Here is a 20118-nt window from a genome sequence, read left to right on the forward strand (position 1 = left end):
TGCGGCGTGTTTCCGGTCCGGCCCTTCAAGGAGAGGCCAAACTTCGCGCCCGCACCCAACGGAGCACCACGATGAACCTCCCCCCCCTCCGCGCCCTCATCATCGATGACTCGCCGCTCGACGCAGAGCTGGTAATGCGGGAGCTGCGCAAAGGATTCACACTCACGGTTGCCCGGATCGACACCCCCGAATCCCTGACCGAAGCCATGAACGCCGGTGAATGGGATATCGCCATCTCCGATTACGTCATGCCCCGTTTCAATGGTCTCGACGCCGTCGCCATGCTCCGCGGAATGCGAAACGACATGCCGATCATCATCTGTTCGGGAAAGGTGGGAGAGGATGCCGCCGTCGAGACCATGCGGGCGGGCGCCAACGACTACATTATCAAGGACAATCTGGCCCGGCTTCTGCCGGCCATCAAGAGAGAACTGTCGGAGGCAAGGATCCGCCGGGAGCGGGAGGTTGCCGAGCGCCGAAGCCGGGAGCTTTCCGAGGCGATGGCGGCCGCCAGCCTCCGCTTTCTCGAAACCGGCAACATCTGCCGGATGGCCCAGATCCTCGTCGAACGCTGCGTCTCCATCACCACCTCGTCCTGCGGCTTCCTCTACGATCTGCGCCCCAACGGCGATGCACGGATTCTGGCCATTTCCGGCAACTCGTCCCATGTCGCCGCGGGGTGCCGCTTCCTCACCGGCCTGGAGGGGTCTGCAGACAACGGGTCGGGTTACGTCGTTGCACGCAGCGACTGTCTGCTGTTCGCACCGGTGGTCGACGAACAGACCATTCTATGCAACGACTTCGGGACCGGTAACCACCACCTCTGCCAGCAGGAACGATCCCGCAGCCTGATCAGCTCGTTCCTCGGCACGCCGCTGAAGGTCGGCGCCAGGGTGGTCGGCGTGATCGGGCTCATCAACAAGCCGGGGGGATTCACCACGCTGGAACGGAGGGAACTCGAAACCTTTGCCCAGACGGCGGCCCTTGCCCTGCACAGTGCCCGGGCGGAACTCGAGCACAAACAGGCCATGGAACAACTTCGCCAGGCCCAGAAGATGGAAGCGATCGGTCAGCTTGCCGGCGGCATCGCCCACGACTTCAACAACCTTCTCACGGTCATCAACGGCTACAGCACCCTGCTGCTCCACGAAATGCCCCACGACAACCCGTACCGGCCCGAAGTCGAGCATATCCTCCAGGCCGGCGAACGGGCCGCCGACCTGACCCACCAGCTTCTGGCCTTTAGCCGCCGCCAGATCCTGGAGCCGAAGGTCATCAACGTCAATCACCTGGTCAAGAACATCGAGAAGATGCTGAAGCGGCTGATTCGCGAAAACATCATTCTCAACACCCGCCTGGCTGACGAAATCGGCATGGTGAAAGCAGACCCTGGGCAGGTGGAGCAGATCGTCATGAACCTCGTGGTCAACGCCCGCGACGCCATGGAGAACGGCGGCGTCGTGACCATCGAGACCGCCGACGCCGTGTTCGACGACCTCTTCGTGCAGGAAAACCGTGGCGCCGTCGCCGGCAACTATGTCATGCTTGCCGTCCATGACAGCGGCACCGGCATGTCCGAGGAGGTGAAGCGGAAGATTTTCGAGCCGTTCTTCACCACCAAGGCCCAGGGGCGTGGCACCGGCCTGGGCCTTGCGACGGTGTACGGGATCGTGAAGCAGAGCGGCGGCTACATCCAGGTCCTGAGCGAACCGGGCAGGGGATCGTCGTTCCGGGTCTTTCTCCCCCGCGAGGAGACGATTCTCCCCGAGGGGAAACCCCGCCCGCGGCACGAGGGGCCGCGCGGTTCGGAAACGATCCTCGTCGTGGAGGATGAGGTCGGCGTCCTCAACCTGGCCGCCCGCACCCTGAGGGGACGGGGCTACAACGTGCTGCAGGCCGGCTCGCCGGCGACCGCAGCGGAGATTTTCCGCCAGAACAGGGAACGGATCGACCTGGTGCTCTCCGACATTGTCATGCCGGACATGAGTGGACCGAAACTGGCCGAAGAATTACGCCTGCTGCGCCCCGACATCAAGGTCCTGTTCATGTCCGGCTACACCGAAGACAGCATCGTGCCGCGCGAGATCAGCCGCGACCGCACCTCATTCATCCTCAAGCCATTCAGTCCCGATGATCTTGCGGGAAAGGTCCGACAGCTTCTTGGCAACCAGGCCGGTTGACCTCAATCCAATTCCGAAATTTCCAGGGAGGAGACCACGTGCAGACGACGATCCTGACTATCGATGACGAGGAGATGATCCGGGAGCTTCTCGTCACCGCCCTCTCCCGCGAAGGGTATCGCTGTTTCCAGGCCGGCGGCGCCGAAGAGGCGCGGGGCATCCTCAACGCGTACCGGGTGGATCTGGTGCTCCTCGATATCATGATGCCGGGCAATTCCGGCGTTGACGTCCTCAAGGAAATCAAGTCGCTGAGCAGCGATACCGTGGTTATCATGGTATCCGCCATCAGCGACACGGAAACCGCCATGCGCTGCATCCACCTGGGGGCCGATGACTATATCCTCAAACCGTTCGATATCGAGCGGGTGCTTCTCACCATCCGCAATTCACTCGAAAAGCAGCGTCTGCGCATCGAAAACCGGGAGTATCAGGCGAACCTGGAACGGAAGGTCGAGGAGCAGACCGGCCAGGTCAGAATGGCGATGGAGGAGCTCCACCAGACCTACGACCATACCCTGACCGCCCTCGTCAGGGCCCTCGACGCACGGGAAAAGGAGACCGGCTCCCACTCGGAGCGGGTGATGAACTACACGATGCTGCTGGCGGAAATGATGGGGATCGGCGAGCCGGAGCTCGGGGTCATGGCGCGGGGGGCGCTCCTTCACGACATCGGCAAGATAGGCATTTCGGACAACATTCTCCTCAAACCGGCACGGCTCGACGAGGCCGAGTGGATCGAGATGAGACGCCATCCGCGGCTCGGCTACGACATCCTCTCGGGGATCAGGTTTCTCAAGGGGCCGGCAGAGATGGTCTACGCCCACCACGAGCGGTACGACGGCACCGGCTATCCCAACAGGGTGGCGGGAAACGCCATCCCCCTCGGTTCCCGGATTTTCGCCCTCGTCGACACCCTCGACGCCATGACCTCCGACCGCCCATACCGCAGGGCGCTTCCCTTCGAGGCCGTGACCGAAGAGGTCAAGCGGTGCAGCGGAACCCAGTTCGATCCCGACATCGTCCGGGTCTTCCTCGCCATCCCCCGCTCCCGGTGGGAAGAGGCGGGGAAATACCGCTTCAGCGACAGTTAGCGTCCTGAACGACCGGTCGATCCGGCGCCGCCGAGCCGGTCCCGCAGCGTGTTTCTGCTTATTCCCAGCAGACGTGCCGCCATGACCTGATTGTTTCCGGTCCGTTCCATCGCCAGTCGGGCAAGGGCGACTTCAAGCCCCCTGCCGACCGACTCGTACACCGTTCCGTTTTTCTTCCGGCAGACCGCGTCGAACTCGGGGCCCAGAAAGGAAAGGAAAAACTGCGCGAAATCGTCCCCGCCCCCAATGACATGATGCCGCCGTACCTCGCCGCAACCCGGGAGCAGCGGCCCCAGGTCCTCGGGAAGCAGGAGATCCCCCTTGCAGAGCAGCACCGCAGAGTTGATCACGTTCTTCATCTCCCGAACGTTTCCCTCCCACGGATACTCCTGAAGCAGTTTCAGCGCCTTGGGCGCAATCCCCCTGATCGGTTTGCCGTGCTGCCGCGCGCTGCGGGTGACGAACAACTCGGCGAGCAACGGGATGTCTTCCGTTCGTTCCCGCAGGGGAGGAAGGAAAAAGTTCACCACCCGGAGGCGATAGAAAAGATCGAGCCGGAACGTCTTCTCCTTGACCGCTTGGACAAGACTGCGATTGGTGGCGGAAATCACCCGGACATCCACCTTGATGGTCTCCCGCCCCCCGACCCGCTCGAATTCCTGGTTCTCAAGGACACGGAGGAGCTTCCCCTGGCTCAGCAGGCTCATCTCGGCGATCTCGTCGAGGAAAATCGTCCCGCCGTTGCACTGCTCGAACTTTCCGATCCGGCGGGCGTGGGCATCGGTGAATGCCCCCTTCTCGTGACCGAAGAGCTCGCTCTCCAGAAGAGTGTCGGGGATCGCCGCACAGTTCACCGCGAGGAACGGGCGGTTTCTGCGGCGCGAGTAGTTGTAGATCGCCCGGGCGAGGAGCTCCTTGCCGGTGCCGCTTTCCCCCTGGATGAGGACGGCGGCATCGGAGCCCGCCACCCGCCCCACCATCTTCCAGACTTCCAGCATCTCGGGTGACGAGCCGATCATGACGTCCTCGTCACCGCCTCCCTCCTGCAGGCTTTCCCGCCTGTCGGTGAACCGCACGGCGCGGGTCATGAGGTTGCACTCGACGGCCTTGCGCACCGTCTCCCGCAAGGCGGCGAGGTTGAACGGCTTGGTGAGGTAGTCGTATGCACCGAAACGCATCGCATCGATGGCGCTGCGCATGGCGCGGGACCCGGTGGCAATGATTATCGCCAGGGCCGGATCGACACCCTTTGCCTCCTGCAGCACATCGATCCCCGACTCGCCCGTCAGGTTCAGATCGAAAATGGCGGCGTTGGGACGCTCCTCGGCAACGATCCGCAGGGCCTCCCGACCGTCGGTCACCGTGAAGAGTTCCATCTCGTCGTGCTCGAATACCCTGCTGAGCAGGGCGAGCACCACATCATCATCGTCAAGTATGAGCAGTTTGCTCCGCATTCGCTCCCCTTCGGCGAGATATTGTTCCTAACGCAACCTATCGGCAGCAGGGTCAAAAAACTTTAACGATTCAAAAAAAAGAGGCCATCCGGCAACGGACAGCCCCCATATGGCAACACGGTGTGGACGTATCGCCGCCGCGTTATTCTTCTTCCTCCTCGCCGTATTCGTCGACGCCGAAGGCCTCGTCGTACCCCATGTCTTCCGCCCCTTCCGCATCGTCGAGCTCATCGGCGAGATACTGCTCGGGGGAACGGAGATCGTCGTCGGCGATGGCTTCGAACTTTGCGACCAGATCCCCCTTGGTGCAGTAACGGCCCTCACGGTGGCCGCAGGTATCCGAAGCGCTCTCGCAAAGGTCGAACAATTGAATTTCCGTGCAGAGCCTCTGCTGCTTTCCGTTCTCTTCCATGAAAACCTCGTTCGGGACTGTTAATGGTCGACGGGATCAGTTCCCGTTGACGAACTCCATCGCCTTGTGGACGTCGTTCTTGCAGCCGATGAAGATCGGGGCGCGCTGATCAAGCGACTGCGGCTCGATGTCGAGGATCGGATTCCTGCCGTCGGTGGCGGCACCGCCGGCATGCTCGATGAGGTACGCCATCGGGTTCAACTCGAACAGAACGCGCAGCTTTCCGTTGGGCGAGCCGTTCAGGGCCGGGTACATGAAAATGCCTTTCCCCTTCATGAGAACCTGGTTGATGTCCGGAACGAACCCGCCGGAATACCGCAGCTTTGACCCCTTGTTTTCGAGATAGCGGACGAACTTCTCGGTCCCCTCGGGATACTTGTTGCGCAGGCCACCGGGAGCGTAGATGTCACCCTCCGGTTTCATGGTGACATTCTCGCGGCTCAAGGTGTACTCCATCAGGTGGTTCATGGTGAACTCGTGAACCCCCTTTCCGACGGAGTATACGAGAGAAACCCGCGGGCCGTAGAGAATGTACATGGCGGCCACCTGGTTGCGCCCCTTCTGGAGGAGGTTGCATCCTTCGTAGATCGAAACGATGGTTCCCACCGCCAGGTTCACATCGACCAGCGAAGAGCCGTCGAGGGGATCATAGGCCACCGAATAGAGCCCCTTGGCATCGGCCTGGGCCTGGAAGATCTCATCCATCTCCTCGGAGGCGATGTTGCAGACGACCCCCGAGTGAATGAGCCGCTTTTTTATGATCCGGTCCGACAGCACGTCGAGGGCGAGCTGCTCCTCGCCGTAGAGGTTCGAGGTACCCGCAACGCCGAGGTCGCCGGTGCGCACGGCGTTGATCACGTACTTGCTCGCCTCGGCGATCTCGCAGATCAGGTGAATGAGGTTGTCGCAGATATCCTGGTTGCGCAGATGACGACGGAGGTCGATCTGGAACTTTGTCTTGCCCGGTTCGGAATACGGCATGCACAGCCTCCTGTAAGGATTGGAATCGAATAGAGATTATTGTAAACAGCCCGCCAAATCAAGCGAAATCTGGGGAGCTTCTCACGAAACGGCCGGTGTCGGAAATATTGAAATGTCCCCACCAGCGTCTATACTTGATGCCGACACCCTCTTCCGGAGGTTCCATGCAGAGAAGCAGCAGAAGAAAATTCCTCGCAAGCCTCCTTGGCACCCTGGGGGCCGCGGCAGTCGGCATCGCGACGTACCCGGTGTTCAAATACCTTGCTCCGTCGCGTTCGGACGAGAGGGGTGGGAAGGTGACCATACCCCGTGCCCAGGTCGGGGTCGGCCAGGCCCGTTTCTTCCAGTTCCAGGGGCACCCGGCGGTGGTGCTGCAGAGGGGGCCCGGCGTCTTCGCGGCATTTTCCGCCATCTGCACCCACCTTGGCTGCATCGTGAAGTGGGTCCCGGAGAAAGGGGAGTTCCTCTGCCCCTGCCACGCCGGGCGCTTCTCCAGCGACGGCAAGGTCCTGGGCGGTCCTCCGCCCAAGCCACTGCCGAGCATTCCCGTCGCCATTTCGGGCGAAAACCTGCTGATCGGATAGGAGGGACGACGATGGGTCTGGGGAGGAAAATCGGCGACTATCTCGACGTACGGCTCGGCATCCGCGATATCCTTGCGCAGAACCTCACCAGATATCTGCTTCCCAGAAACATCAACGCCTGGTACACCCTCGGCGCGGTGCTCCTCACTCTGTTCGCCCTCCAGTTCGCCACCGGCATACTTCTCTTGGTCTACTACAATCCCACGGCCGACGAAGCCTTCCGCAGCATCCAGCGGATCATGAACGAGGTGCCGTTCGGCTGGCTGATCCGCACCGTCCACGCGGTGGGGGCCAACATCATCATCCTTGCGCTGCTCATGCATATGCTCTCGGTGCTCTTCATGGGAAGCTACAAGGCCCCCCGGGAGCTGACGTGGGTGGCGGGATTCCTGTTGCTGCTGCTGTCGCTGGGGATGTGTCTCACCGGGTATCTCCTCCCCTGGAGCCAGCTTTCGTTCTGGGCAACCACGGTGGCGACGAGCAGCTCCGGGGAGATCCCGCTGGTCGGCGACATCGTGCTCCGCTTCCTGCGGGGGGGCGCCATGGTTGGCCAGCCGACCCTGGGGCGGTTCTTCGCCCTGCACGTCATGGGCTTTCCGCTGATCTTCGGCCTGCTGGTTCTGATTCATCTCTTCTGCGTGCGCCGGGTGGGGATCTCCCGCCCCCCCTTCGGGCCGGAGTGGCGCCCTGCGGAACCGCCGGTCGCCTTCCGCCACGAAGAGCATCACGGCGGGATCCCCTTTTTCCCCCACTACGTGGCGAAGGATGGGGCAACGATCGCCTTCTTCCTCGCCCTGCTCCTCGCGGTGGTCTTCTTCGCACCGGGACTCTTCTTCCCGCCGGCCTCTTTCGAGCCGGCCGACCCTTTCACCACCCCCCGGGGGATCAAGCCGGAGTGGTACTTTCTCTGGGCCTACCAGACGCTCAAAATCTTCCCGAACGAGTTCCTGGGGCTCGCCGTGCAGGGGATCGCGCTGATCCTCCTCCTGCTGCTGCCGTTTCTCGACCGCTCGCCGGAGAGGCGGCCGGCCCGCCGTCCCCTTTTCGTATCCGTCTACTTTATCGGAATCGCGCTCTTCATCGCCCTTTCCGTGTGGGGGCACTACTCATGACGGGAACAGGCGAAGCACAATGTACGACGTGGCGTTGCCTGCCGCCCATCTTCTTCCTCGTTGCCCTGATCGCCTGGGTCAGCCCGGCCGCGGCCCAGACAGAAGAGACGGTCTGCATCCAATGCCACGGCTCGCAGCCCGGCCAACTCGGCGCCCCGGTCAGGGAATGGCGAACAAGCATCCATGCGGCCAACGGCATCTCGTGCCACAACTGCCACGGCGGCGACCCCACCGATGTGGCCATGGCGATGAGCCCGGAGCGCGGCTTCCTCGGCGTTCCGGATGAAAAATCGATTCCCGGCTTCTGCGGCCGCTGCCATGTGGGGGTCAAGGAAGACTACCTCGCCAGCGCCCACGGCCGGGCACTCGGCAAGGGGGGACCCCAGTGCGTGACCTGCCACGGCAACCACGCGGTGCAGAAAGCGAGCCCCGATCTGATCAACCCGAAGGATTGCAGCCGCTGCCACGACTACGGCCGTGCGGAGGAGATCAAGTCGGCGGTGCTTGAGACCGACCGCAGGATAACCGAACTGGAGCGGCAGCTTCTCTCCCTGCGCCACATCGGCATCGCCACCGCGGAGATGGATGGAGAGCTTTTCGCCCTGCGCAACCGGTTTCACCGGCTCTTCCACAGTGTGGACGTGGAGAAGGTCCGGAGCCAGACCGCCGGATTCCAGACGGAGCTGGGAAAGATCAGCGGCCGGATCGCGGAGATCGAGTCGAAACTGAACCGCCGCAAGCTCTGGGGGGGTGCAATGGTGGCGCTGCTGGTCGGCTGCGGCATACTTTCTCTCTTGATTTACAGAAGCTATCGGAAAGAAATCTGAGGCTTTTCGGGAAGATTTAGAGATCGGGCCGGCCGGCAAGCCGGCCTTCTCATTTGCGGGTGCGCAGGAAATTCACCAGACTCCAGCGCTCCCGGGGCGTGAGCTTCTCCCGGAACTGGGGCATGCGGCCGAACCCGAAGGTGATGGCCCTGAAGATCGTGGCGTCGCTCAGCCCCCGGACCATCTCGCTGTCGAGACCTGGAGGGGGGGGAGTGAGCTTTCGCCCCACGGGGCCGCGCTCGGCCGAAGTCATGCCGTGACACAGGGCGCAATTGATCTCGAAGAACGTTTTCCCCTCCGCCAGGGATGCCGCGGTCGGGAGGAGGGGATTTTTCAGCTCCCCCCCCTGGGGGATGACCTCCCTGCCGGAAACCGGCACGCTCCCCGCGGGGGGCGAGAGGACCGGCGCCCGGTACGGCTTGTAGGAGGGTTGCTCGTCCATCCAGAGGGCCGCCATCAGGATGGGGGCAGCGGCCACCACGGCCAGTTTCGCAGCTTTCTTCATGACGGCTCCTCCGCCACAATCCGAAGGGCCCCCGCTTCCCTCATGATTTCCTCCGCGCGGCTTTTCTGTTCCCCCGCAGGAAGGGAAAACACGCTGCCGATACACTCGCCGGTCTCCGCTTCGCGCCCGCAGACCACCGCCTCTCCCCCCGGGTGGATGGTGACGCTGATGCCGATGCACCCTTCGGCGATGGCGGGATCATAGGGACGTTTTCTCCAGACGGGAAGCCCCATCTCCAGGAACATCCCGACGATGGTGCCGGCAAGGGCGAAGAGCATGGCAAGCTCGTAGGTGACGATGCCGGTCGGGTAATAGGCGATGATCGGCTTTTCGCCCGTCTGCACCGGGTAGAGCCAGGCGGTGCCGGCGGCGAGGGCGAAGCCGGCGACGGCGCCGACGATGAAGCAGCCCAGGGTCAGCCAGCGAAACCGGGTGCGCTGGCCGGTCTTCACCAGCGCGCCGTCGGGATAGGGAACGGAGGTAAGGGAGGTTATCTGCGCCTCGGCGAATCCCTCCCCCACCAGACGCTCCACCGCCCTCCCCGCGCTCTCGAAATCCCGGAATATCCCCAGGATCTCAATCATCTCCCGCCTCCTTTCCCGCGATGGACGGCAGCTCGGCGCGGGCGAACGGGACAAGGACCTTGCGCGCTTCCAGCTCCCGCACGTCGGTCAGCGCCACCATCGGGAAGCACTTGGCGAAGAGGGTATACATCAGGGCGAAACCGGCAAAGGCCCCCGCGGTGACGGAGAGTTCCACCCAGGACGGGAAGTAGGTCCCCCAGACGAACGGCATGTTCTTGTGGGAGAGCGAAGGGACGATGATCAGATAGCGCTCGATGAACATGGCGACGTTCACCAGCAGGGAGATCGCCAGCATCGCCCCCACGGAGCGCCTGATCCGCCTGAAGCAGAGGGCCGTAAGCGGCAGGAGCGAGTTGCCGACGAGCATCAGGAGCAACGCCGGCGTATACTTGCCGGCCATGAAACTGAAGACCTCCCACTCGATCGGCTCATGGGCGTACCAGGTGGTCTGCACCTCGACAAAATAGGCGTAGGACCAGAGAAGGGCGATGACCAGGAGAAGCTTTCCCATGTTGTCGAAGTGGAGCGGGGTCAGGTATTCCTCCAGGTGGAATGCCTTCCGGATGATGACCATCAGGGTGATGACGGCGGCCACCCCGGAGAGGATGGCGCCGATCACGAAGTAGGGGGGGAAGATGGTGCTGTGCCAGCCGGGGACCACGGTGACGGCGAAGTCCCAGGCGACGATGGAGTGCACCGAGACGGCCACCGGGATGATCAGGGCCGCCATCAGGGTGGAGGCCTTGTGAAAGATCAGCCACTCCCGCGCCGTCCCCCGCCACCCCATGGCCAGCGCCCCGTAAAGGGTGCGGCGCCACCCCGCGGAACGGTCCCGGGCCACGGCGAGGTCAGGGAGCATTCCGAGGTAGAGAAAGAGACTGCTGCCGATGACGTAGGTAAAGATCGCCGTTGCGTCCCACAGCAGCGCCGAGCGGAAATTGGGCCACAGCCCCCGCTGGTTGGGATAGGGAATGAGATAGAAGAACACCCAGTTGCGCCCGAGGTGAATGAGCGGAAACAGGGCTCCCACGGTAACGGTGAAGACGGTCATCGCCTCGGCGGCACGCAGGATCGGCCGGCGCCAGTTGGCCCGGGAGAGGCGCAGAATGGCCGAAACCATGGTTCCCGAATGGGACAGGCCGATCCAGAAGACGAAGTTTACGATGAAAATCCCCCACATGACCGGGCGGTCCAGGCCGGTACAGCTCATATCGGTCGACACCATGTAACCGAAGGCGTACAGCCCCCAGGCCACCACCGCTCCCAGAAAAAAGGCGAGCAGATACCAGCGCAGGGTCGGGGGGCGAAGGGAAGAGAGCATCGCGTCGTTCATCCGACCGGCGCTTTTGGCTGCCGGGAGCGTTGGTTCAGACATGCTCGCGTCCTCCTCCCTTGAGGTAGTAGACCGATGGGTGCGTACCGAGATGCTCCAGGAGACGGAAGCGCCGGGGACTGCGGACCAGGCGCGCGACCCGGCTGCGGGGATCGGCAAGGTTGCCGAAGACCAGGGCCTCGGTCGGGCAGGTCTGGGCGCAGGCCGGCTGCACCTCGCCGTCGCGGATCAGCCGCCCTTCCCCACCCGCATCTTCCTTGGCGCGGCGGATCCGCTGGATGCAGAAGGTGCATTTTTCCATCACCCCGCGGGTGCGCACGGTGATGTCGGGGCTCAGCTGGTTTTCGAGCGGCTTCGGCCACTGGTGGCTGTAGAAGTTGAAGACCCGCACGGCGTAGGGGCAGTTGTTGCCGCAATAGCGGGTGCCGACGCAGCGGTTATAGACCTGGCCGTTCAGGCCGTCGGGGTTGTGGTAGCTGGCGTAGACCGGGCAGACCGGCTCGCACGGGGCATCCCGGCAATGCTGGCAGAGCACGGGGAGAAAGCGCGCCCGCACGTTGGGGTACTCCCCCACCCAGAAACGCTCGATGCGCAGCCAGTGCATGTTGCGCCCCTCGGCAATCTCCTTCTTGCCGCAGATGGCCACGTTGTTCTCCGCCTGGCAGGCGACCACGCAGGCGCCGCAGCCGCTGCAGCGGTCGAGGTCGACAACCATTCCCCAGCGGTATGGGCTCGTCTGTTTTTCCATCGGTCCAGGCTCCTCCGGGCTGAGGTCAGATCTCTATCAACTCGCCCCGGTAACTCCCCTCCGGATTGCCGGCCGTCACCAGGCCCCCCTCTTTCGATATCCTGGCAACGCGCACCCGGGTGGCATTCCAGGCCGGCAGAGGCCCGGTTTCGCTGGGTGGCAGAGCCAGAAGCACAAGGGGGTTGGCGCCCCTCCCCGCGGCGTAGCGACCCATCCCCCGGTGCCCCTGCCCCATCGGGATCGCCACCAGGTCGGGACGGATGCCAGGATAGATCACCGCGGGAAGGCGGAGCGAACCCCGGGGGGAAGTCACCTCCACCAGGTCGCCGAAGCCGATCCCGAGCCCGGCGGCGGTCCCGGGATTGATTTCCACCCAGCTGTCCCAGACCACGGTGGTCATCGGGTCGGGAAGCTGCTGCAGCCAGGGGAGCGGGGCCCCCCTGCCGTCGTAAAAGGCGGTCGACGGGTATACCTGCAGATGAAGCGGAAACCGCCTTTCATCGCCGGCAAAGCGAGGCTCCGCCGGGAGAGGAATGGGCGCCTCAGCTCTCCAGCGATACCCTTTCCCGCGTTTCCCTTCTGTCTTGAAAAGCCCTCCCTGCCTGAGGAGATCGACCCACACCGTCTCTAAGTCGATTCCCCCCGCAGGATGAAGCTCCCTTTTCATCGTCTCCTTCAGCATCTCCTGGTACGACTGGTAAGGGAATGCCGCGGCCATCCCGCCACCCAGCTCCCTGGCGGTCGTCATCAGCACCTCGGGGAACTGGCGCGTGTCGTGGAGCGGCGTCACCACCGGCTGCATGAGCCCGATCACCGTCCCGCGGGGGGCGGCAAGCGGAATCACGTCCCCCCAGCTCTCCAGTGCGGCGTGATCGGGAAGAACCAGGTCCGCCTGCAGGGCAGTATCGTCAAGCAGGGGCGAGAAGCTGACAATGAACGGAACCCTTCCCAGTGCCTCGGGGAATCCGGTGGTCTGGGGAATGGCGTGGAGCGGATCGCCATGGATCAGGGCCACCCCCATTCGGTCGCCCCGCATCTTCTCCACGAGAGCGAGGAGATCGGCGAAGGAGTTCTCGGGTCCGGCAACCGGGCCGCCTCCCGGGTAGACCCCCCCCGGCCGGTTCAGGTTTCCCACCAGCACGTTCAGCAGCTGGACGGCGCGAACCGCTTCCGCGCCGTTTTCCTGGAAGGCGACCATCTCGCCGGCCATGGCCAGCGACGGGGGGGTCGTGGCGAACTCCCTGGCAACCTCGGCGATGACCTGCTGAGACAGGCCGGTGAGCTGTGCCACCCGCGGGAGATCGTAGCCCTCCAGCCCGGCCGACAGCCGGTCCGGCCGGAGTCCGTTCGCCGCCAGGGAAGCCGCGTCATACAGCGACTCGGAGAGAATCAGGCGTGCCATCCCGAGAGCCAGCGCCCCCTCGCTTCCGGGCCGGGCCGGCATCCAGCGATCCGCCGAAGCTGCGGTCAGCGACATGCGGCCACCCACATAGGTGAAATGGCCGCGGACCGTGTCCCTCCCCTGGCGCATCCGGCCGAAGGCGAAGCCGTAGTGGACCGGCGACAGATGGTATTCCAGGAAATCGGCGCCGAAGCTGAGAAGGTAGCGGGTCCCGGCGATGTCGTACCAGGGAAGGCTTGCCTGGCCGAAACTCCGCCGGTTGGCCGCTCGCAGCCAGTCGGGGGCCAGGAGATCGAACCGGATGTGATGGGGGGAACCGAAGGTGGCCATGAAGCGGGCCGCCAGGTCCGCCAGGGTGCCTTGCAGCTGCGGGGTCATCAGGGCCAGACGCTCGGTGGTCCGTTCCCGCTGCAGGGTCCGGAGCTGCCCCGTGAGCAGGGAAAGCCCCTCTCCCCAGGAAATCGGCGTGAACTTTCCCGAACCGCGGGGGCCGCTCCGCCTGAGCGGCTGCGGCACCCGGTCGGGATGGTAAACCTCCTGCAGAATGGCCTGTCCCCTGGCACATAGCTTTCCCCTGTTGACCGGGTGATCGGGGTTTCCCTCGATTTTCTTCGCCCTCCCCTCCGACACCCGGACCAGGATGCCGCAGCCGGCCGGACAGAACCGGCAGGCGCTGGCGAAATATTCCGCCCTGCCGGGGGTAACCCCTTCGTCGGGCGGGACCAGGTAGGGGATGAGCTTTTCGTTTGCCGACCGGCATCCCGAAAGCCAGGCGCCGGCGGCTGTCATCCCTCCGAGCTGCAGAAAGGTTCTCCGTTTCATGGCGGCTCCGTCTATATGTGGCACGTCCAGCAGTCGATGCTGGCCCTGTGCTGCCGATGACAGTTCAGACACCACCCCATCTTCAGGCTGACGGAGCGGGTGATCCGCTCCATGGCGGCCACTTCGCCGTGGCAGGTGGTACAGACGAGTCCGGCCCGCAGGTGCATCATATGTGGGAAGTAGACGAAATCCGGCACACTGTAGACCCTGACCCAGGGAATCGGTTCCCGTCTTTCCCAGTAGCCCGTCAGTTTCCTGATTTCCGGTGCGTTTGGCGAGATGAACAGATGGCAGGCCCGGCAATCCGCCACGGCCGGAATGCCGGCCACCGGAGACTTCAGGGCGAACCGGTGGCAGAAGAGGCAATGGATGCGGTTTTCGCCGGCATGTTTCTTATGGCTGAAGGCGAGGGGCTGGAGCGGAGCATGGTCCCGAAAATCGAACGGCAGGGTGTACATCATCGCCAGTCCGGCGAAGATTGCGCCCACTGCAACGGCCAGCCCGGCAAAAAACCGCGATTTTTTCATGCCGTTCACCAGGAGAAAAACCAGGATATGGCGGTCAGGACAGCGTCGCGTGAGGCCGGGGAGCCCGCCTTCGCTCAGAGCACCCTGTTTCTGCCGATCCAGGGCTCATTTCGCTGCGGCCGACCAACTCACCCTGGCGGGCTCGGACAAGATCGGCCGCTGACGCTCCATTTGCCGGGTTCGGCGACGAAACAGGGCACATTCGCTCCGTCGGGCTCCCCGGCCTCACGAATTCACAAATAAATAATAGTTGGCATTTATGGCGTGTCAAACCGGCAATGGCGCGGGAAACGAGCGCACAGAAGCGCAGAAAAGGAAGAGCTTCGCGTCTGTCACGTCTCTTGCGAGGGAGAGTAGCGAGGATATTAGTCGCGGCGTGGATATTAGTCGTGGCTAATTCTTTTTTATTTACACCCGGAAAGTTTTTGTGTATACACTAAATGTGTTTGCTTGATCCGGCCATGGAACGGAGGTGAAGCCCCCAAGCGCACGATGCGTCGCTGGAACGGACGGCCCGGGAGGGGCCGCCGAAGAAACCCGGTACAGATGTCAGCATCAAAGGAGGAAGGGACATGGTTGTACTCGTACGCTTGCTCGATGATACCGTTACCGTGGCGCGGGAATCCAATCTCGGCCAACTCATCAAGGACGGCCAGATCAAATCGTTTCTGAGTTCCGGTGACTGGATCGAGACGTTGAACCGCCAGAATGACAGAAAACAGCGCTCGGCTCCTCTTTCCGATTCCCGCCATACGGCATACGTCTCCTGCTTCTGAATCGGAGTCACCACCTCTTTCACACGACAAAGGGCGACTGAAAAGTCGCCCTTTGCGCATCTTGGAGCATATCGCCGATCGCCGCAGGCTTTACGCCCTGGTCAGCTGCCGGTACTTGATCCGGTGCGGAATCTCGGCCGCGGCGCCGAGGCGTTTCTTCCTGTCATCTTCGTACTCCGAATAATTGCCGTCGAACCAGACCACCTGGCTATCCCCCTCGAAGGCGAGGATGTGGGTGGCGATCCGGTCGAGGAACCAGCGGTCGTGGGAGATGACCACGGCGCAGCCGGCGAAGTTCTCCAGCGCCTCTTCCAGCGCCCGCATGGTGTTCACATCCAGGTCGTTGGTCGGCTCGTCGAGGAGGATGACGTTTCCCCCGTCCTTGAGCATCTTGGCGATATGGACCCGGTTCCGCTCGCCGCCGGAGAGCATCCCCACCTTCTTCTGCTGGTCGCTTCCCGAAAAATTGAAACGCGACACGTAGGCCCGGGAGTTGACGCTCATCTTCCCGAGCTGTACGGTCTCCTGGCCGCCGGAGATCTCTTCCCAGATGCTTTTGTTCGGGTCGAGCGCATCGCGGCTCTGGTCGACGTACGCGAGCTTCACGGTATCGCCGACCCGGATGGTGCCGGAATCGGGCTCCTCCTGGCCGGTGACCATTCGGAAAAGGGTCGTCTTCCCCGCACCGTTGGGTCCGATAACGCCGACGATACCGCCTGGCGGGAGCCTGAAGCTCATACCCTCGACCAGAAGGCGGTCGCCGTAGGACTTGGAAATGTTCTCCGCCTCGATGACGATATCGCCCAGCCGCGGCCCGGGGGGGATGTAGATTTCGAGATCCTTCGCGTGCTTCTCGCTCTCCTGGGAGAGGAGCTGCTCGTAGGAGCTGATGCGGGCCTTGCTCTTGGCGTGGCGCCCCCCGGGGCTCATCCGGATCCACTCCAGCTCGCGCTGCAGGGTCTTCTGCCGCTCGCTCTCGGCCTTCTCCTCCCGGGCGAGGCGGTTCTGCTTCTGCTCAAGCCACGAGGAGTAGTTCCCCTTCCACGGAATCCCTTCGCCCCGGTCGAGTTCCAGGATCCAGCCGGCCACGTTGTCAAGGAAGTAGCGGTCGTGGGTGACGGCGATGATGGTGCCGGGGTAGTTCTGAAGGTGATGCTCCAGCCAGGCGACGGTCTCGGCGTCCAGGTGGTTGGTCGGCTCGTCTAGAAGTAGAATATCGGGCTTTTGCAACAGGAGCCGGCAGAGGGCGACGCGCCGCTTCTCGCCGCCGGAGAGGACCTTCACGGGGGTATCGCCCGGAGGGCAGCGCAGGGCATCCATCGCCATCTCCAGGCGGGAGTCGAGGTCCCAGGCGTCCAGGTGGTCGAGCTTCTCCTGCACCGCCGCCTGGCGCTCCAGCAGCTTGTCCATGTCGGCGTCGGGGTCGGCGAACTTCGCGGTGATCTCGTTGAACTCGTTCAGGAGGTTGACGGTCTCCTGCACCCCCTCTTCAACGATATCGCGCACGGTCTTGGTCTCGTCGAGCTTAGGCTCCTGCTCCAGGTAACCGACGGTGTAGCCGGGAGAGAGGACCGCCTGGCCGTTGAAATCCTTGTCGACCCCGGCCATGATCCGCAGCAGCGACGACTTGCCCGAGCCGTTGAGCCCGAGGACGCCGATCTTGGCACCGTAGAAGTACGAAAGGGAGATGTCCTTGATGACCGGTTTCTTGTCGTAATACTTGCTCACCCGCATCATGGTGTAGATGATCTTGTTGCCGTCGTTGCTCATCGCGTAGCGCAACCTCCTGAAGTGAAATCGGTCTTTTTTACCCTTTCAGGCGATGGACTGTCAACTGCACATTGATTTTGCCGCAGGGATGCCCAGCCCTCCTTCAGATAAGGAAAAGCTCCACAAATTCGTGGACCGGAGTCGAATCGAGCCGCTGCGGGTCGAGGCAGAGATCGGCGATGGCCCGACACCGGGCCGCCGGCAGGTGCGACGCGAGATTTGCACGGAACTTCCGCATGAGGAGCGGCACCCCCTCCGGGCGCCGGCGACGATGCCCCAACGGGTATTCGATCTCCACCTTCCCGGTATGGTTGCCGCTTTTGAAAAATATCTGGACGGCATTGGCGATAGAGCGTTTCTCCGGATCGAGATAGTCGCGGCTGTAACGCTCGTCCTCCACCACCTCCATCCGCTCCCGCAGCATGTCGATGCGGGGGTCGGCGGCCGCGGCGTCCTCGTAGTGATCCGCGGTGAGGGTGCCGAAGACGAGGGCGGCGGCCACCATGTACTGAAGACAGTGGTCCCGGTCCGCCGGGTTGTAGAGAGGGCCGCTCTTGCTGATGATCCGGACCGCCGACTCCTGGGTGGTGATGACGATCCGCTCGACATCGTCCAGCCGTCCCCGCACCTGGTCGTGGAGCAGAAGGGCGCACTCCACCGCGGTCTGGGCGTGGAACTCGGCCGGGAAGGCGATCTTGAAGAGGACGTTCTCCATGACGTATGAGCCGTAGGGGCGCTGGAAGCCGAAGCGCTCCCCCCGGAAGGAGGCGTCGTAGAACCCCCAGTTCTTCGCGGTGAGGGCGCCGGGATAACCGGGCTCGCCGGCCATGGTCAGCATCGCCAGCCTCACCCCTCGACTCGTGGCGTCCCCGGCGGCCCACGACTTGCGGGGGCCGGTGTTGGGGGCGTGCCGATAGGTGCGCAGGCTCTGGCCGTCGACCCAGACCTGGGAGACGGCATTGATGATCTCCTCCCTGCCGCCGCCCAGCATGGCGGTCACCACCGCCGCCGTGGCGAGCTTTACGAGGACCACATGATCGAACCCCACCCGGTTGAAGGAGTTTTCCAGGGCCATCACCCCCTGGATCTCGTGGGCCTTGATCATGGCGGTCAGGACGTCGCGAATCACGAGGGGGGGCTTCCCCGCGGCGGTCCGGCGGCGGCTCAGATAATCGGCCACGGCAAGGATCCCCCCCAGGTTGTCGGAGGGGTGTCCCCACTCGGCGGCGAGCCAGGTGTCGTTATAGTCGAGCCAGCGGATGAGGATCCCGATGTCGAAGGCGGCCTTCACCGGATCGAGCTCGAAGCGGGTCCCCGGGACCCGGGCGCCCAGGGGGACGACCGTCCCCGGAACCACCGGGCCGAGGAGCTTGGCGCACTCGGGGTAGCGGAGCGCCAGCATCGCGCAGCCGAGGGAGTCCATGAGGACCAGACGGGCGGTATCGTAAGCCTCGCCGCTCTCGACAACATAGTCTGCCACGTACGCGGCGATGTCGGACATCTCGCGGTCGGGCTCGGGGCGGATGTTCAGGTCGGCCGGGTTACCGGTTGTCATGGGGTTCTCCCTTCCTCAACGGGGGACGCAGTGACAAGAATGCGGTTCCTCACACGGTGATCCCGTCCAGCCTGCAGACCCCCTTCTCACCGGCCGGGCGGTTTACGTGGCAGTGCCAGGGGCAGAGGGTGCAGTCCTTGAGGATTTCCCCGGTGGCCTCGATCCTCGCGGCCAGTGCGCCGCTTCTGTGGAGACGGAGATAACCCGGTTCGAACTTTCCCATGACGAGCCTCCTTCACCCGGAGTGACAACGTACTCCAGAGACAGATTCTACCATGCGGGAGGGGGGAGGCAATTCTCCGCGCAACCTCGCATAAAGAAAGCCCCGGGGAAATTCCCCGGGGCTTCTTCTGCTCCAGAATACCGTATGTCCGTTGAGCGACCGTCCACTGTCTCTCCAGCATCTCCCGGAAAGACGCTTCAGGCGTCCTTCTCCCGTGAGGGAGGGCTTGCACACCACGTCCGGCTCCGGAACCATTCTCTCAGCTGTTCGACCGAATCCTCAACTGCATTGCTACGCATACCCCAGCGCAGATGACAACGCTCGCCACCGTCCTTTTCCAAACAGCAGATGCTCGCGGGTACTGACCTGGAAAATGATGGACTCGGGACACAGGGCTCAAGATTTTATCCTGCGCCATGCACCTTGTGCCTTGCACATTCCTTAAAAAGGAGGTGATCCAGCCGCAGGTTCCCCTACGGCTACCTTGTTACGACTTCACCCCAGTCACCGACCAGTCCGTAGGACGCTGCCTCCCTTGCGGGTTAGCTCACGCACTTCGGGACCAATCGACTCCCATGGTGTGACGGGCGGTGTGTACAAGGCCCGGGAACGTATTCACCGCGGCATGCTGATCCGCGATTACTAGCGATTCCGACTTCATGGAGTCGGGTTGCAGACTCCAATCCGAACTGGGACCGGCTTTGAGGATTAGCTCCGCCTCGCGGCATTGCGACCCTTTGTACCGGCCATTGTAGCACGTGTGTAGCCCTGGACATAAGGGCCATGAGGACTTGACGTCATCCCCACCTTCCTCCGGTTTGACACCGGCAGTCCCTTCAGAGTGCCCAACTGAAAGATGGCAACTGAAGGTAAGGGTTGCGCTCGTTGCGGGACTTAACCCAACATCTCACGACACGAGCTGACGACAGCCATGCAGCACCTGTCTCGCGGTTCCCGAAGGCACCCCGGTGTTTCCACCAGGTTCCGCGGATGTCAAGCCCAGGTAAGGTTCTGCGCGTTGCGTCGAATTAAACCACATGCTCCACCGCTTGTGCGGGCCCCCGTCAATTCCTTTGAGTTTTAGCCTTGCGGCCGTACTTCCCAGGCGGAGTACTTAATGCGTTAGCTGCGGCACTGCAGGGGTCAATACCCGCAACACCTAGTACTCATCGTTTACGGCGTGGACTACCAGGGTATCTAATCCTGTTTGCTCCCCACGCTTTCGCGTCTCA

The 20118-nt window shown here is 63.1% G+C and carries 18 protein-coding genes and 1 rRNA gene; 6 read left to right on the top strand and 13 right to left on the bottom strand.

Going from position 1 to position 20118, the window contains the following annotated elements; genetic code table 11:
- Positions 1–71 precede the first annotated feature (71 nt).
- Positions 72–2180: a response regulator gene (locus M6689_RS09600; RefSeq protein ID WP_298270808.1), complete on the top strand. Its 2109-nt coding sequence runs from the start codon at positions 72–74 to the stop codon at positions 2178–2180.
- 38 nt (positions 2181–2218) lie between these two features.
- Positions 2219–3271, top strand: a complete 1053-nt coding sequence (locus M6689_RS09605) for an HD domain-containing phosphohydrolase (protein WP_298270810.1) — start codon at positions 2219–2221, stop codon at positions 3269–3271.
- Here the strand turns inward: M6689_RS09605 and M6689_RS09610 are convergent.
- From M6689_RS09610 to M6689_RS09620, 3 genes are all read right to left on the bottom strand, one after another.
- On the bottom strand, positions 3268–4725 hold the full coding sequence (locus M6689_RS09610; RefSeq protein WP_298270813.1) for a sigma-54 dependent transcriptional regulator: 1458 nt from the start codon (positions 4723–4725) through the stop codon (positions 3268–3270). The two genes, M6689_RS09605 and M6689_RS09610, sit on opposite strands and share 4 nt — an antisense overlap.
- 142 nt (positions 4726–4867) lie before the next feature.
- On the bottom strand, positions 4868–5137 hold the full coding sequence (locus M6689_RS09615) for a hypothetical protein (RefSeq protein ID WP_298270816.1): 270 nt from the start codon (positions 5135–5137) through the stop codon (positions 4868–4870).
- A 36-nt stretch (positions 5138–5173) separates the two neighbouring features.
- Positions 5174–6118 (bottom strand): class 1 fructose-bisphosphatase, encoded by a 945-nt coding sequence (locus tag M6689_RS09620; protein WP_298270820.1) that lies wholly within the window; start codon positions 6116–6118, stop codon positions 5174–5176.
- A gap of 164 nt (positions 6119–6282) precedes the next feature.
- Here M6689_RS09620 and M6689_RS09625 point away from each other — a divergent pair, with 164 nt between their 5' ends.
- Genes M6689_RS09625 through M6689_RS09635 form a run of 3 tightly spaced genes read left to right on the top strand, consistent with a single transcriptional unit; the run spans position 6283 to position 8641 of the window.
- A complete protein-coding gene (locus tag M6689_RS09625) occupies positions 6283–6702 on the top strand; it encodes a ubiquinol-cytochrome c reductase iron-sulfur subunit (protein ID WP_298270823.1) in 420 nt (139 codons plus the stop codon).
- 11 nt (positions 6703–6713) lie between these two features.
- Positions 6714–7814: a cytochrome bc complex cytochrome b subunit gene (locus M6689_RS09630; RefSeq protein ID WP_298270825.1), complete on the top strand. Its 1101-nt coding sequence runs from the start codon at positions 6714–6716 to the stop codon at positions 7812–7814.
- A complete protein-coding gene (locus tag M6689_RS09635; protein ID WP_298270828.1) occupies positions 7811–8641 on the top strand; it encodes a multiheme c-type cytochrome in 831 nt (276 codons plus the stop codon). The genes M6689_RS09630 and M6689_RS09635 overlap by 4 nt, the downstream gene beginning before the upstream one ends.
- Before the next feature lie 49 nt (positions 8642–8690).
- On the opposite strand, the gene M6689_RS09640 is transcribed toward M6689_RS09635, so the two are convergent.
- Genes M6689_RS09640 through M6689_RS09665 form a run of 6 tightly spaced genes read right to left on the bottom strand, consistent with a single transcriptional unit; the run spans position 8691 to position 14562 of the window.
- The gene (locus tag M6689_RS09640; RefSeq protein ID WP_298270831.1) at positions 8691–9146 is read right to left on the bottom strand and encodes a cytochrome c; all 456 of its coding nucleotides are present in this window, start codon (positions 9144–9146) and stop codon (positions 8691–8693) included.
- Positions 9143–9730: a quinol:electron acceptor oxidoreductase subunit ActD gene (locus M6689_RS09645; RefSeq protein ID WP_298270833.1), complete on the bottom strand. Its 588-nt coding sequence runs from the start codon at positions 9728–9730 to the stop codon at positions 9143–9145. Before M6689_RS09645 ends, M6689_RS09640 begins: the two co-directional genes overlap by 4 nt.
- Positions 9723–11105: an NrfD/PsrC family molybdoenzyme membrane anchor subunit gene (nrfD, locus tag M6689_RS09650; protein WP_298270835.1), complete on the bottom strand. Its 1383-nt coding sequence runs from the start codon at positions 11103–11105 to the stop codon at positions 9723–9725. The genes M6689_RS09645 and nrfD overlap by 8 nt, the downstream gene beginning before the upstream one ends.
- Positions 11098–11811 carry a 4Fe-4S dicluster domain-containing protein gene (locus M6689_RS09655; RefSeq protein ID WP_298270837.1) on the bottom strand — a complete coding sequence of 238 codons (714 nt, stop codon included), beginning with the start codon at positions 11809–11811 and terminating at the stop codon, positions 11098–11100. The genes nrfD and M6689_RS09655 overlap by 8 nt, the downstream gene beginning before the upstream one ends.
- Before the next feature lie 25 nt (positions 11812–11836).
- Complete coding sequence (locus tag M6689_RS09660) at positions 11837–14035, bottom strand: molybdopterin-dependent oxidoreductase (RefSeq protein WP_298270839.1); 2199 nt, start codon at positions 14033–14035, stop codon at positions 11837–11839.
- Between the two features lie 11 nt (positions 14036–14046).
- Entirely contained in the window at positions 14047–14562 is a 516-nt protein-coding gene (locus M6689_RS09665; protein WP_298270843.1) for a cytochrome c3 family protein, read from the bottom strand.
- Positions 14563–15134: 572 nt separating this feature from the next.
- Between M6689_RS09665 and M6689_RS09670 the strand changes: the two genes are divergently transcribed.
- Positions 15135–15338, top strand: a complete 204-nt coding sequence (locus M6689_RS09670; RefSeq protein WP_298270845.1) for a GSU3473 family protein — start codon at positions 15135–15137, stop codon at positions 15336–15338.
- A 90-nt stretch (positions 15339–15428) separates the two neighbouring features.
- On the opposite strand, the gene ettA is transcribed toward M6689_RS09670, so the two are convergent.
- The 4 genes from ettA to M6689_RS09690 all read right to left on the bottom strand — a co-directional run.
- Complete coding sequence (ettA, locus tag M6689_RS09675) at positions 15429–17108, bottom strand: energy-dependent translational throttle protein EttA (RefSeq protein ID WP_298270847.1); 1680 nt, start codon at positions 17106–17108, stop codon at positions 15429–15431.
- 103 nt (positions 17109–17211) lie between these two features.
- Positions 17212–18663, bottom strand: coding sequence for a bifunctional 2-methylcitrate dehydratase/aconitate hydratase (locus tag M6689_RS09680; protein ID WP_298270849.1), 1452 nt, complete (start codon positions 18661–18663; stop codon positions 17212–17214).
- A 49-nt stretch (positions 18664–18712) separates the two neighbouring features.
- Positions 18713–18886, bottom strand: a complete 174-nt coding sequence (locus M6689_RS09685; RefSeq protein ID WP_298270851.1) for a hypothetical protein — start codon at positions 18884–18886, stop codon at positions 18713–18715.
- A 445-nt stretch (positions 18887–19331) separates the two neighbouring features.
- Positions 19332–20118: ribosomal RNA gene (locus M6689_RS09690) — 16S ribosomal RNA — on the bottom strand; the annotation flags it as partial.

The sequence above is a fragment of the Geobacter sp. genome, from assembly GCF_027327745.1.
Lineage (GTDB): Bacteria > Desulfobacterota > Desulfuromonadia > Geobacterales > Geobacteraceae > Geobacter.